Genomic DNA, 14,332 nt, shown 5'->3' with positions numbered 1-14,332 from the left:
GCAAGTTCGGACATAAAGGTTAAGCAATTATCGATGCTTGTCGGCTAGCGAGGCACGATGTGCCCAACGCCGCTTCCTTGCGCAATGCGTCCGCAGCTTTCGCTGTGTGCCGATGTGCGCGGCGCGGTGGCGGTCATCGGCGCGCTTGCCCTCACGACGCTGCTGGGGATGGCAACAATCTCGGTCGATCTGGCGCGGGGATATAGCCAGCTGATCAGCAACCAGCGCGCGGCAGACGCCGCCGCGCTCAGTGCGGCGCTCGCCTATCAGCGCGCGAACGCGGACGCGGCCATCCTGCTGCCCACGGCCCAGGATCTCGCCGTCGCCAACGGCCTGACGAACGCCACGGTGACCGCAACCGTGGTGAACGACGTGCCGACCGCCGGTGCCAAGGCAGTGAAGGTTACCCTCTCCACGCCGGTGACCTATGCGATGGCGACCGCACTCGGCTATCGCGGCAGCTATGCGGTGGGCGCGACATCCTATGCCTCGCTGAGCGCCCCCAGCGCGATCGCGCCGCCGTGCATCCTGGCGCTCGCCCCCACCGGCACCGGCATCAGCACCAGCGGCGGAGCGACGATCGACACGCCGGACTGTTCGGTGGTGGCGGTGGCGGATATCGCCAATCGGGGCACCCGCATCGCGGCGAAGAACATCGTCTCGGGCGCTGGCAACGTGCTCAACGACTGGGGAACGCTGACCACGTCGCTGCTGCGCTATGCCGGCAGCTTCACCAACCCGTCCTGGAACGCCAATGTGCCGTCCGCCGACAAGCGGGTGAACGCGGCGACCACGATCACCGATCCGCTGGCGGACAATGCCGATCTCGCGACCGCGCGCCAGGCGATCGGCACCAGCGTCGCGCCGCGGGCGATCGGCAATCCTGCCACCCCCGTCGGCGCCGACTGGGTGATCGGCTGGTCTCCCTCCAGCAACGTCGAAGCGTTCCGGAAGGGCAACTCAGGAAACTTCGTCATCCCGGCGGGCAAGTACACGATCGGCCGGCTGACGATCGATGGCGGCGTGAACGTGCAGTTCCAGAGCGGATCCACGATCACCATCGCCAACGGCCTGGCGATCGGCGGCGGATCGTCCGTGGCGTTCGGCGACGTCGCGCTTTCCGTGAACGGCGGCTTCGACAGCGGCACGATGGGCGTGACGATGGGCGATGGAAGCCTCGCGATCGGCGGGGGCAGCATCAATTTCCAGGGAACCAGCAGCTTCGGCAACGGCCCCGTGACGATCAACGGGACGCTTGCGCTCGGCGGCGGCTCGAAGCTGACGCTCGGGGTGGGCAACCACGGCTTCGGCGCGATCGACCTATCGGGCGGCGGCTCGATGATCCTGGGCGCCGGTGACCTCGACGTGCGCGCCGGGATCGCGGTCGGCGGCGGATCGACGCTGGCGGCCGGGGCGGGGAGCTACCGGATCGGCCCCGACGCGAGCGGTACGGCCATCAAGCTGTCCGGCAGCGCCGTCTTCCTCATGGGCGACGGGCCGTTCAGCGCGGGCGGCGACATTGCCACTGCCGGCGGAAGCCGGATCGTCTTCGGCCGAACGGCCAACCATTTGATCAAGGGCAACCTGACGGTCGCCGGATCGGCATTGTTCGCCACCAGCCGCTACACGATCGCGGGCAATCTCACCAACGGCACCGGCGGCGCCAAGTGGCCCTATGACGACACGGCGATCACCGGCAAAACCTATGGCCGGACCCTGGAGGGGGTCGATGTCACCGGCTACGACATGGCCGGGATCAACGTGTCGTTCGTGCTGTCGGGCACGGTCAACCTCGCCGGAGGCGCGTACACCAAGCTGATCGCAAGCAGCACCAGTGTCGCCGGTGGGGCGATCGCCGACCTGCTGATCGACAGCCTAACCGGGAGCAGCACCGACTGGGCGGCAGGCGCGCAGAACCTCTTCGTCGGCGCCGTCCACCTGCCCAATTCGGACCTGACCATGTCCGGCGGCAGCAGCACCCTGTCGAACGGCCAGTGCTTCATGCTGATCGCGCGCACGATCACCGCCAGCGGCGGCGCCGCTGCGGGTTCGGCATGTGCGAGCATCATCGGCACTGGCAGCGGCAGCGGCGGCAACAGCACGATCGGACTGGTGCGATGATCGCGCAACCTTCCTTACCGTCCTCGGAAGAAGGGGCGGCGACGATCGAATTCGCGCTGCTGACTCTCTTCTTCTTCCTGTCGGCGCTGCTGACACTCGACGTCGCCAGCTATTACGTCCAGCGCAGCCAGCTCGCCCAGGCGGTGTCGGCCGGCTCCATGTCCGCCTTCGCGAACCGCTCGGCTGTGCCCTATCAGAGCCTGCCGGGCTACATCCAGAACGCGGCACGACTGCCCAGCGCGCCGCAGGTGCGCATCGGATGCAACGGCGTGGCCAATGGCTGCGTCAACACTGGGCGCAGCTGTGCCTGCCTTTCCAAGGCGGGCGGCTATAGCAGCGCCGTTTGTGGCAGCAGTTGCCCGGCCGGCACCACGCCCAATTCGACGGCAGGCTATTATATGCAGATCACGGCCTCGTCGCAGTATCGGGCGATGGTCTTGCCGAACGGGATGTTGAACGGCACGCCGATCACGCAGTCGGTGACGGTGCGGCTGGAATGATGCGACCGCGCCTTCTTGCCGATCGCCGCGGCGCGACCGCGATCGAATTCGGGCTTCTCGCGCCGGTGTTCCTGCTGTTGCTGTTCGGCTTGATCGAAATGGGCCGGCTCCTCTGGGTCAAGCAGGTGCTGACGGAGACCGCCTATAGTGCCGCCCGGTGCGGCGCCCTCGCATCGCCTTGCAAGACGCAGGGCGACATCCGGAGCTTCGCTGCGGCGCGGGGCGCGCGCTGGGGCATTCGCATCGACGCCAGCCTGATAGATTATGCCGCTGCCGCGACCTGCGACGGCAATGCCGGCAGCGTGCAGGTGACGATTCGCTACGCCTTCGCTTCGCCGCTGTCTGGCTTCATCGCTGCACTGCCGCAAGATGTGCAGGCGCATGGGTGTTTTCCCAAGCTGTCCTGATCGCGGCGCATGGCCGCTCCATTTCTTCATCCTCCGCACCTCGCCGGCGTCTCGATTTGAGACAGATCCCCGCGGCGATGCCTGCATCAAGCCGCGCTATCAGCACCGGTGCCACAGCTGTCTACGTCGCAGCTGCAAGGACGGTATCAAGGATTAGAACCTTCAGTGTACTGGCCAGCGGCAAAGCGCGTTGATTTGCAGTCTTCTGGCAATGCCCGCCCAATCACCACCTGCTCCGCCGAATTGGGCAGCAAATTCAAGGCGCTGCAAGTGCCCTAAATCGCCTGCGGAGGGAACGCGGCGGTTGTTCGCGTGACCTTATTCGTGAACTTCACGTCGAAACGATAGTTGAGGCGGAGTTCGCTTATCGAGATAGAGTTTTATGGCGCAAGTGAATTCTGCAATAGCGCAAGGTATGTGTATCTGCATATTTCCAACATCTCGCGCAATATGATGTGAAACTACCAATATATATTGCGAGATCCGCGTGTTTATCGCCGCTCTGAACGCGAACTTTAATTCGATTGCGGCTGCTCATGTATATAGTGGTCGCAAATGTGTTGAAAATCATAAAACAAGCGCAGCCATTATTTTTGCACCTACCGTTTCGGGCCTTGCTGCAGTGCGGGAACTTAATGGTTAAAAAACTGTTAAGGAGTGCTGTTGCAGCTTTATGTCAGCAGAGTGCTCGCAGGCCCTATGTATACTTTGCGTCCATGGTCTCAGGTGTGAAGTGATATTGGCGTCAGGTAAAACTATGTCAAAGCAGCCGAGAGTATAAGTAATCTTCACAAACGTGAAGGTTTCCTATTACAGGCTATTCTCGCTGGTAATATACCGCAATTTCAATGAGAAATTTGCGGGCTGACTAGCCATATCCTGCAAAATGAGGTGGATAGCCGCTTGCGTGTTTCGTCGTCTTTGTTTGTAGCTATATTATCATTGACGGTCGCGTGATTTCCGTGGAGTAGGGCGCAGCCGGCATCCCGTCGGTCTGTTAACCATTTAGGGGGTTTTATGCGCACTCGTGTTCTCACCCTGCTGGCTGCTGCGACCGTCGCGGTTGCAGCCCCGGCTACCGCTTCGGCGGCAACCGTGATCGGCGGTTTCTCGGCCGGCCTCGTCAACGTTACGAGCAGCACGGCGTCGATCGGCGCCAACAGCACGTTCAGCAACGGCGGCAGCGCCGTTCTGGGTTCGAGCGGCGACCTGTCGTCGATCGGCCTGTTCACCACTTTCCTCACCTCGTCGGTCACCGCGACCTCGGGTGCGGCGGTGACCTTCAACGCGGTGTTCGGTTCGTTCAGCGGCAAGGTCGCTTCGATCGCTACCGGCACGAACTTCGTCACCATCTACACGCTGGGTGATTTCACCCCGGCGGCGCTCTCGGGCTACGAGGCCGGCAAGGCCTCGGTGCAGTTCACGTTCAACCAGGCCGGTGGCGCTGGTTCGGACATCTCGGGCAGCTTCAGCTTCGCTTCGCCGCCGAGCCCGATCCCCGAGCCCGCAACCTGGGGCATGATGATCGCGGGCGCCGCCATGGCTGGCGCTGCCGTGCGTCGTCGTCGCGCCAGCACGAAGGTTGCCGCCGCCTAATTGGCGTCGGACTTGCTTCCAGAAGGGCGGCGCCGGCAACGGCGCCGCCCTTTTTGCATGCGAGGCGGACGTCGATGCCTGCGCGGCAGGGCGGCCTTACTGAACGCGTGCGGACGATGAAGGCTGGACCGGGCGGCGTTGTTGCCTGCAGCAATCTGATCTGCCGCGGCGGGACATTCAGGCGGGATCGCCTTCGCGCGCGCCACGCCGCCCCTAGAGAGTATTTTCAAGTTGACCGTTTACGGTCAACGGCTCGGAAAATGCCGTCATCGGGCCATTGCAGCGCGCACGCGCGCCAGGTCGGCCAATCGGATCTTCGCCCGATCATCAACCTCCACACGTCCGGCTTGTCCGTTCAGGCGGGAGCATGCGCCACGCTGGCGCCGTCTCCGGGCGCAGCATTCGCCGGGCGGATGCGGAACCACAGTGCATAGAGCGCGGGCAGGAACACCAGCGTCAGGATCGTGCCGCCCAGGGTGCCGCCGATCAGCGTGACGGCCATCGAACCCCAGAAGACCGACTTGATCAGCGGCACGAACGCCAGCACCGCCGCCAGCGCGGTCAGGATTACCGGGCGCGAGCGCTGCACGGTTGCCTCCACGACCGCGTCATAGGGCGTCATCCCGAGCTTCTCGTTGTCGTGGATCTGCCCGATCAGGATCAGCGTGTTGCGCATCAGGATGCCGGCGAGCGCGATCAGCCCGAGGATGGCATTGAAGCCGAAGGGCTGGCCGGTCACGAGCAGGATCGGAACCACGCCGATCAGGCCGAGCGGCGCCGTGGAAAGCACGATCCCCATCGCCGACAGGCTCCGCACCTGCAGGATGATCACGATCATCATCAGGAAGATCATGATCGGGAAGATCGGCGCCAGCGCGCTGTTTGCCTTTCCGGCTTCCTCGATCGAGCCTGCCATGTCGATGCGGTAGCCGCTGGGCAGGTTCTGGAGGATCGGCTGCAGCTTGGCGAGCATCGCCGTCGAGACGTCGGGCGGCTGCAGGCCATTGGCGATATCGCCGCGGACGGTGATGGTCGGCAGGCGGTCGCGGCGGAGCAGGATGGGATCCTCCATGCGCACCTCGATCTTGCCGATCTGGCTCACCGGCACGCGCTGGCCGTTCGCGCCCATCAGCTGGTAATTGCCGATCCGGGCGGGGTCGAGCCGATCGGTCCCGGCGGAGCGGGCGACGACCTCCACCGAGCGGATGTCCTCCCGCACCTGGGAGACCGGGGCGCCGCTCAGCAGGAACTGGAGCTGGTCGGCGACGTCGCTGGAGGTGAGGCCGAAGGCGCGCAGCCGGTCCTGATCGAGTACGAAGTGGAGCGCCGGGGCACGGTCGCCCCAGTCGCTGTTGACGGTGCGCATCATCGGATCGGCCTGCATCACCTTCTGCACGCGCTCGGCAATGCCGCGGACGACGGACAGATCGGGACCGGCCACCCGGAACGCGACGGGGAAGGGCGAGGGCGGGCCGAACACCAACTGGGTTGCCCGGACGCGCGCGGCAGGAGCAAGCCCGTTGGCGACCGCCTGGCGCAGTTTCAGCTTGAGCCGGTCGCGCGCGGCCTCGTCGGGCGTGCGGACGACGACCTTCGCGAAGGACGGATCGGGGAGCTCGGGCGACAGCGACATGAAGAAGCGGGGCGCGCCCTGGCCGATATAGGCAGTGATGATCTTCGCCTCCGGCTGCTGCTGCAGCCACGCCTCGACCTGGGCCGTCGCCGTGCTGGTCTGTGCCAGCGCCGTGCCTTTCGGCATCTGGACCTCGACCAGCAGTTCGGGCCGGTCGGAGGTAGGGAAGAACTGCTTCCTGACGAGTGCCATGCCCGCGCCGGCGACCAGGAACGCGCCGAGGGTCATCAGGGTGACGAGCTTCTTGCGGCGTACCGCCCAGGCGATGATGCCCCGGACACGCTGATAGCGGGGCGTCTGGTAGATGGCGTGATGGCCGCCCTCCACCGGCTTGATGTGGGGCAGCATCTTGACGCCCATATAGGGCGTGAAGATCACCGCGACGAACCACGACGCGATCAGCGCGAACCCGACGACCCAGAAGATGTTGCCGGCATATTCGCCCGCAGTCGATTGCGCGAAGCCCACCGGCATCAGGCCGATCACCGTCACGAGCGTGCCTGCCAGCATCGGGCCTGCGGTGTGGCTCCAGGCATAGGCCGAAGCGCGGATGCGGTCATAGCCCTCCTCCATCTTCACCACCATCATCTCGATCGCGATGATCGCATCGTCGACGAGCAGGCCGAGCGCGAGGATCAGCGCGCCGAGCGTGATGCGGTCCAGCACGCGGCCGGTCGCCCACATCACGACAAGGGCGATCGCCAGCGTGAGCGGCACCGCGGCGGCCACCACCAGGCCCACCCGCCAGCCCAGGCTGATCAGGCTGACGATCATCACGATGGCCAGCGCCTCGAGGAAGGTGTGCATGAACTGGTCGACGGCTTCGTGGATGTTCACCGACTGATCGGTCACCGGGGTCAGGGTCATGCCGAGCGGCAGTTCCTTCTGGACCGTCGCCACTTCGGCGTTCAGCGCCTTGCCCAGATCCAGGCCGTTCCAGCCTTCGCGCATGACGACGCCAAGCAGCAGCGTGGGCTCCCCGCCGTTGCGGATCAGGAAGGTGGCGGGATCCTCATAGCCGCGCTCGACCTTGGCGATGTCCGAAAGGCGCAGGGTTTGGCCGCCCGCGACGATCGGCAGGTCGCGGATCTTCGCGAGGTCGTCGAACGCGCCGTCGAGGCGGATCGCGACCTGCTGTCCCTTGGTCTCGATCGAGCCAGCGGGGGTGACGAGGTTCTGCTTTGCCAGCGCCGCGAAGATGTCGCGCACCGACACGCCGAGCGTCGCCAGGCGCTGCTCGGTAAACTCGACGAAGATGCGCTGCGGCCGTTCGCCGACGATGTTGATCTTGTTGACGCCGGGCACGTGCAGCAGCCGCTGGCGCAGTGTCTCCGCCTCGCGTGCGAGGTTGCGCTGCGGCTCGCCCTTGGCCTTGAGCGCATAGAGCGCGAAGGTGACGTCGCCATATTCGTCGTTGACGAACGGGCCCACCACGCCGCGCGGCAGCTTCGCCGTCTCGTCCGCGATCTTCTTGCGCGCCTGGTAGAATTCCTCCTGCACCTCGGCCGGCGGCGTCGTGTCGCGCAAGGTAAGCGTGGTGAAGGCGAGGCCGGGGCGGGTGAAGGTCTCGCTGCGATCATACCAGCGCAGCTCCTGCAGCCGCTTCTCAAGCGGCTCGGCGACCTGGTCCTGCATCTCCTGCGCGGTGGCGCCGGGCCACGCGGTAACGACGGTCATCACCTTGATCGTGAAACCCGGATCCTCCGCGCGGCCGAGCTTGAGGAACGCGATCGTGCCTGCCGCGATGATCGCGATCAGGAAGAACAGCGTGACGGAGCGTTCGCGCACGGCGAGCGCGGAGAGATTGAAGCCGCGCTTCTCGGGTTCGCCGCCGCTCACTTGGCCGCTCCTTCGACGCGGACCGCTTCACCTTCGTGGAGGAGGTGCGCGCCCACCGCAACGATGCGATCGGAGGGCTGGAAGCCGGTTGCGAGCCGCGCGGTCTCCTCACCCAGCGCAACGATGCGCACGGGGCGCCAGGTCACCGTCTGCTGCTTGCCGGCGCGGAGCAGCCAGACGCCGGGGCCATGCCCGGCATCGTGGATCGCACCCAGCGGTACCTCGGCAGCCGCGCCTGCGCGTCCTGCGTCGAGCGTGATGGTGACGGTTCCGCCGAGCGGTGCCCGCGCCGCGCTGCCGTTCAGCACATAGCGGGCCTCGAACGTCCGCGCGGCCGGGCCGGCCGCGTCGGACAATTGGCGCAGCGACGCCGCGCCGCTTCCGCCGTCATAGGTGCGGGCCGCTGCGGTGGAGCCAATGGCCGGGCGCAGATCCTCGGGGAGCTGGACCAGTGCCTCGCGCGGGCCGGAGCGGGCCACGCGGACCACCACCTGGCCGGCGGCGACGACCTGGCCGGGTTCGGCGAGTGTCTCAACCACCGTGCCGTCCGCGTCCGCCAGCAACACGCCATAGGCGGTGCCGTTACGAGCGATGCCGGCCTGGGCCTGGGCTGCACTCAGTTGCGCAGCCGCAGCATCGGCTGCCGCCTTGGCCTTGTCATAGGCGGAGGCGGAGATGGCGCCCGCGGCGACCAGATCGCGCAGCCGGCGTTCGTCGGCCGCAGTCTGCTGGGCGGCGGCGCGTGCCGCCTCGACGTTACGGTTCGACGCCTGGGTGGCGAGCGCGAGATCGGTGATGTCCAGCCGCATCAGCGGCTGCCCGCGGCGGACGACGTCGCCCGCGTTGACGAGGCGCTCGGTGATCTTGCCGGCTACCCGGAAACCCAGATCGCTCTGCACGCGTGCGGCGACGATCCCGGTGAATTCGCGGGTGGCGCCTTGTGCCGCAAGCGGCGCCATCGTCCGCACCATCGGAGGTTCGGTGCGAGGATCCGGCTCGCTCTGGGAGCAGGCCGCGAGCGCGAGCAGAAGTGAACCAGCGACGACCTTGCCGCGGCGATCGATAAAATGATCCGACACCTACGAATCCTCCAACATGTCGGAGGGTAGATGTTGCCATGTGACTAAATTGTCAATGGGTCACTATTCGATCACGGGGCCAGGCTGCGGAGAATGAGCCCCGTCAGCTCGGTTTGCGCGTCCGGCAACAGGTCCAGGTTGCGCTCGAGGTGAAGCGGGTCGACGAAGGGCATCATGGCGTAGCAGATCGCACGGCAGGTTTCGTCGAGCGGTGTCTTCCGCTCGAACTCGCCTTTCTCGCGGCCCTCGCGGACGATGTCCGTGACCATGGTCCGCAGGGTTTCCTTGTAGGCGCGCGCCGATTCCCAGTTCTCCGACACCGCAGAGGCCGCGATCTCATATATCTTGCGATCATCAAAGAAGAGGTCGACGCTGAGCGTCGTTATGCCCCTGAAGAAGCGCCGAAATTTATCTGTCGCGCTTTCGCCTTCACCGATAGCGATCCTTGCTGCGTTCACGATGCGCTCTAGCCTGGCGCTACAGATGGCCTCGCCGATCGCCTGCTTCGACTCGAAGAAGCGATAGATATACGCCTTGGAGAAGCCGATCTCCCGAGCGAGATCGGCAACTGTCGTCTTGGCATAGCCGTAACGAGCGAAACACTCGTTCGCCGCGTCGATGATCTGGTCGCGGACGGCATGTTCGGCAGGGCCGCGAGCGGGAGGTGCAGCAGGATTCTCGGTCATGGGCATCAGATACGCACTCGTACTTGGATTGACAAACTGTGACCAATCAATACATCGGTCACAAGAGAGTTCCAAACAGGTGATGCCATGCGCCCATCGCGATCTACCTATTCCCTCGCCGCAGCCGCGACCCTGCTGAGCAGCTGCGCGGTGGGGCCGCGCTATGCGGTTCCGGCAACGCCGGCGCCGTCGCAATTTGCCTATGGCCCGGCAGTGGAAGCGCGCGGTGCCGGAGGCGAGCGTGCCGAGCTGGCCGAATGGTGGGGTGCGTTTCGCGATCCGACCCTTTCTGCGCTGGTCGAGCGCGCGCTGGCGCAAAATCTCGATCTTCAGCAGGCGGTTGCGCGTGTCACCCAGACACGCGCGGCGCTGAAGGGGGCCAATGCCGCGCTGCTGCCGGTCGGTCAGGTGAACGGGCAGGGCGGGGAGATCTACCAGTCGAAGGAAACGCCGATCGGCCGGTTGGCAAGCGCCTTTCCCCAGTTCGAGCGTTCGACAGAGAGCTATGAGTTGAGCGTCGGCGCGAGTTGGGAACTGGACCTGTTCGGCGGGCGAGATGCCGCGCGCGACGCTGCGCGCGCGGACTGGCAGGCTTCGGCCGCAGGGGCGGTGGCTGCGCGGCTTTCGGTGATCGCGCAGACCGCCGACACCTATATCGCGGTTCGCGCACTGCAGGGGCGCCTCGCCATCGCGCGCGATCAGCTCAAGGTGCAGCAGGGCCTCACCGATCTCGTCCGGCTGCAGTTCGAAAAGGGCGTTGCGGCCGAATTGCAGCTTCGCCAGGCTGAAGGCGCGCTGGGTCAGTTGCAGTCCGCGATTCCGGCGCTGCAGAACCAGCTCGACCTGACGATGCACGCGCTCGACGTGCTGGTGGGGGAGCAGCCGGGGACCGCGAGAGGGATGCTCGCGGCCGAAGCGGCGGTGCCGACGGCACCATCCCTTGCTTCGGTGGGCGGTCCGGCGGCGCTCCTGCGCCGCCGACCGGACATCATCGCGGCGGAACGGTCGCTGGCCGCCTCCAATGCGCGGGTCGGCGCAGCGATGTCGGAATATTATCCCAAATTCTCGCTGAGCGCCCTGCTGGGTACCGCCACGACGACGCCGGGCGGTCTGTTCGGCAGCGGCGCGACCCAGGCGACCGGCGTGCTCGGCCTGCGCTGGCGCCTGTTCGATTTTGGCCGGGTGGACGCGGAGATCCGCGCGGCCAAGGGGCGCCATGCCGAGCTGCTGGCGGCCTATCGCCAGGCGGTACTGCGCGCCTCCCAGGATGTGGAGGATGCCTTCTCCACCCTGGTGCAGCAGGAGGCCCGTGCCGAGGCGCTCGCGGCGGCGGAAGCGTCGCTCGCGCGGGCCCGAAGCGCTTCGTTCGCCGCATACAAGGGCGGGGCGGTCAGCCTTGTCGAAGTGCTGGATGCCGACCGGCGTCTGCTCGAGGCGCGAGACGGCGTGGTACAGGCACGGGCAGCGGCGAGCCGCGGCGCGGTCGCATCATTCCGCGCATTGGGCGGCGGCTGGGATCCGGCCGGGCCTCGCACGGCGAGCAACTGAGGCGCCGGCATTTGCCGCCGCACCGCTTTCAAACGCATGAAACCAACCCCGCGTCGCGGGTGATCTGAGGAAACCAAGCAATGGCTACAATCGAGACAATGCCGGTCGCGCTCGTGACCGGCGCGTCGTCGGGCATCGGGCTCGCGACCGCACAGGCGCTACGCGGCGCAGGCTTCCGGGTATTCGGAACCGGTCGCCGGGCGGACGGATCCACCAGGGATGGCATCACCATGCTCGCCTGCGATGTCACCGATGACGTGTCTGTCGCGGCGACGGTCGCCGCCGTGCTGGAACGGGCAGGGCGGATCGATCTGCTGGTGAACAATGCCGGGTTCGGCATGGCGGGGGCTGCGGAGGAAACCTCGCTCGAGCAGGCCCGCCAGCTGTTCGAGGTGAACCTGTTCGGCCTGATCCGCATGACCCAGGCCGTGCTGCCGCACATGCGGGAAGCCCGCCGGGGACGGATCATCAACATCAGCTCGGCCTTTGGCTTCATGCCGGCGCCGTACATGGCCGTCTATGCGGCAAGCAAGCATGCCGTCGAAGGCTATTCCCAGTCGCTCGATCACGAGATTCGCGGCTTCGGCATCCGGGCAATCGCCGTCGAGCCGGCGAACACCAGGACGGCGTTCGACGCCAATCTCGCCTATGGCGACCATCATATCGATGCCTATGCGACGACGCGCCCGATGGTCCACTTCATGCTCAAGGGCATGATGGAGACGGGCGACGAGGCGAGTGTCGTGGCGGACGCGGTCGTGGCGGCGGCGTTGTCGAGCAAGCCCCGTCTCCGCTGGCCTGCGGGCAAGGGCAAGAAGTTCAGCCTGCTACGCCGCTTCGTGCCCGAGGATGCGTTCGACAAGAGCCTGCGCAAGCAACTGGGGCTGTGATCTTGTAGAGCAGGGCCGTTGCGGGCGAGCCGTCCACTGACTCCATCAAGGCAGTGGCAACGCGCTCGCTCCGCACGGCGCAAAGCGTGACGGTGCCGATCCGTTCCCGCTCGGTTGATTTCGAGAATGGCGGAAGACCGTTCCTCAGGACGTATGGCGTACCCGAGGTGAATGCCGGGTACGCAGATCATCGGGGCATCCGGCTTGGAACGGAACCGCACCGACATCGCGCGTACCCCATGGCCAATTTCGAGCCGGTATCAGCGCTCGGTAAGGGCTGACCAATCCAGTGCGAACCGAGCCAGATATTTCCGGAGCCGATCGGCATCGTTGGCGGAGGTTCTGCGTGCGCGCGATGCCGCGAACAGCGTTCGCCCGGCTTCGGAAAGCGAGCGGCTGCGTCGGCAGGTATCGACGACCGCGGCGAGCTGCACCCGATCGAAGGGGTCGAGCGCCGCCAATGCTTCCGGCGTCAGCACTTCTGCCAGAATGTCGCGTTCGTCCGGGCGTTGTCCCGACCAAAGGCGCTCCAGCCGCCGTACTTCTGCATCAACGCAGTCGGTATCGATGCGCCCCTTCGGACTGAGCGTCGCCATGCGGGTGACGCTCGCGGCAAGGTCGCGGAAATTGCCCGGCCAGCGTGCCTCGGGACCGATCGCGAATGCCAGGTAGCGCTGGCGAGCTTCCTTGTTGAAGCTCACCCGGTCTCCCTCGCGCTCGGCATGACGATCGAGTTCATAGTCGAGATTCGGTTCGATATCCTCGCGCCGTTCGGCAAGGCTCGGGAGCTGGAAGGTCCAGAGGTTCAACCGGGCATAGAGATCATCGCGAAAGTTGCTGCCGGCAACGGCTGCGCCGAGATCACGGTTGGTGCCGGCAATCAGCTGGAAATCGGATGCGGCCTCGCGGTCCGAGCCTACGGGCAGGAAGCGCTTGTCCTCGATGGCGCGCAGGATCATCGCCTGCTCGTCCGCTCCCAGTTCGCCGATTTCGTCGAGGAACAGCATCCCCTTGTCGGCGGCGCGCAGCAGCCCCGGCCGGTCGGCGGCCGCGCCGGTAAAGGCACCCTTGCGGTGCCCGAACAGCGCCGACATCGCACCGTCCCCCTTCAGGGTCGCGCAATTCACCTCGACGAACGGGCCGGCGATCTGGTGCTTCAACCGCTTCAGTTCGTAGATGCGCCGCGCCAGCTGGCTCTTGCCGGCGCCGGTGGGGCCGGTGAGCAGGATCGGCGCCTTGGAGCGCAGCGCCACCCGCTCGATCTCGTCGATCATCCGGTTGAAGGCCGGGTTGCGGGTCTCGATGCCGGACTTGAGGAACGACGCGCTCTCCTGCGCAGCGACGGCGAAGCGCGTGGCGATGCTGTCGTAGCGCGACAGGTCGAGATCGATCGTGGTCCAGCGCCCCGGGGCGCCGCCATCCTCGGCGCGCTTGGCGGGCTGGGTCTGGAGCAGCCGGCCGGGCAGATAGCGCGCCTCGGTCAGCAGGAAGAGGCAGATCTGGGCGACGTGCGTGCCGGTGGTGATGTGGACCAGATAGTCCTCCGCCTCCGGATCGAACGGCTCCGCACGCGCGAAGTCGAGCAGCTTGCCGTACACTTCCTCGAAATCCCACGCATCGCGGAAATCGAGCAGGCGCAGGTCCACCTTCGTCTCCGGGGACACCGAGCCCACATCCTCGGCGACATATTCGGCCAGCCGGCGGTGCTGCGATCCATGGATCAGGATCAGGCGATCGACGCGGAGATCCTCGTGCATCGTGAGCGCGACCGTGGGCCGCCACTTGCTCCAGCGCGAGGGCCCGAATTTGCTGGCATCGAGCGTCGAGCCGAGAAAGCCGATGACGGTGATAGGTTTCATTCTTATCCCATAGGATAAAATCCTATCGATATCGATAGCAATTTACCAACCCGTCCATGTGGCAGCTGACGAGCGAGGCTGCGGAATCTGAGACGATTGTCTATATAGAACAGCGATATAACAGAATTTTGAAGCGACGGTCCGCGACTTGGCACGCCTTCTGCAACGTTGGTG

General features: G+C 65.8%; 10 protein-coding genes. 6 read left to right on the top strand and 4 right to left on the bottom strand.

Translation table 11 applies throughout. From position 1 onward, the window contains the following. Positions 1–84: 84 nt before the first annotated feature. From SPI01S_RS01500 to SPI01S_RS01485, 4 genes are all read left to right on the top strand, one after another. Positions 85–2,121 (top strand): hypothetical protein, encoded by a 2,037-nt coding sequence (locus tag SPI01S_RS01500; protein ID WP_066717026.1) that lies wholly within the window; start codon positions 85–87, stop codon positions 2,119–2,121. After that, on the top strand, positions 2,118–2,621 hold the full coding sequence (locus SPI01S_RS01495; RefSeq protein ID WP_066717024.1) for a TadE/TadG family type IV pilus assembly protein: 504 nt from the start codon (positions 2,118–2,120) through the stop codon (positions 2,619–2,621). Before SPI01S_RS01500 ends, SPI01S_RS01495 begins: the two co-directional genes overlap by 4 nt. Further along, positions 2,621–3,028, top strand: coding sequence for a TadE/TadG family type IV pilus assembly protein (locus SPI01S_RS01490; protein WP_245653427.1), 408 nt, complete (start codon positions 2,621–2,623; stop codon positions 3,026–3,028). Before SPI01S_RS01495 ends, SPI01S_RS01490 begins: the two co-directional genes overlap by 1 nt. A gap of 1,017 nt (positions 3,029–4,045) precedes the next feature. Beyond that, on the top strand, positions 4,046–4,624 hold the full coding sequence (locus SPI01S_RS01485) for a PEPxxWA-CTERM sorting domain-containing protein (RefSeq protein WP_066717020.1): 579 nt from the start codon (positions 4,046–4,048) through the stop codon (positions 4,622–4,624). A gap of 355 nt (positions 4,625–4,979) precedes the next feature. Here SPI01S_RS01485 and SPI01S_RS01480 read toward each other — a convergent pair whose 3' ends face one another. The 3 genes from SPI01S_RS01480 to SPI01S_RS01470 form a co-directional block, all read right to left on the bottom strand. Then, entirely contained in the window at positions 4,980–8,096 is a 3,117-nt protein-coding gene (locus SPI01S_RS01480; RefSeq protein ID WP_066717018.1) for an efflux RND transporter permease subunit, read from the bottom strand. Continuing rightward, positions 8,093–9,175 carry an efflux RND transporter periplasmic adaptor subunit gene (locus SPI01S_RS01475; RefSeq protein ID WP_066717016.1) on the bottom strand — a complete coding sequence of 361 codons (1,083 nt, stop codon included), beginning with the start codon at positions 9,173–9,175 and terminating at the stop codon, positions 8,093–8,095. The genes SPI01S_RS01480 and SPI01S_RS01475 overlap by 4 nt, the downstream gene beginning before the upstream one ends. 71 nt (positions 9,176–9,246) lie before the next feature. After that, positions 9,247–9,867: a TetR/AcrR family transcriptional regulator gene (locus tag SPI01S_RS01470; protein WP_245653426.1), complete on the bottom strand. Its 621-nt coding sequence runs from the start codon at positions 9,865–9,867 to the stop codon at positions 9,247–9,249. An 81-nt stretch (positions 9,868–9,948) separates the two neighbouring features. On the opposite strand from SPI01S_RS01470, the gene SPI01S_RS01465 reads away from it, so the two are divergent. Both SPI01S_RS01465 and SPI01S_RS01460 read left to right on the top strand, forming a co-directional pair. Then, positions 9,949–11,409, top strand: coding sequence for an efflux transporter outer membrane subunit (locus tag SPI01S_RS01465; protein ID WP_066717012.1), 1,461 nt, complete (start codon positions 9,949–9,951; stop codon positions 11,407–11,409). An 80-nt stretch (positions 11,410–11,489) separates the two neighbouring features. After that, complete coding sequence (locus tag SPI01S_RS01460) at positions 11,490–12,299, top strand: oxidoreductase (protein ID WP_066717005.1); 810 nt, start codon at positions 11,490–11,492, stop codon at positions 12,297–12,299. A 260-nt stretch (positions 12,300–12,559) separates the two neighbouring features. Here SPI01S_RS01460 and rtcR read toward each other — a convergent pair whose 3' ends face one another. Further along, positions 12,560–14,158, bottom strand: coding sequence for an RNA repair transcriptional activator RtcR (gene rtcR, locus SPI01S_RS01455; RefSeq protein ID WP_066717002.1), 1,599 nt, complete (start codon positions 14,156–14,158; stop codon positions 12,560–12,562). Positions 14,159–14,332: the final 174 nt, after the last annotated feature.

The sequence above is a fragment of the Sphingomonas pituitosa NBRC 102491 genome (genome assembly GCF_001598435.1).
Taxonomy (GTDB): Bacteria; Pseudomonadota; Alphaproteobacteria; order Sphingomonadales; family Sphingomonadaceae; genus Sphingomonas; species Sphingomonas pituitosa.
Note: the sequence above shows the minus strand (reverse complement) of the source record. Positions and strands in the feature narration are given on the sequence as shown.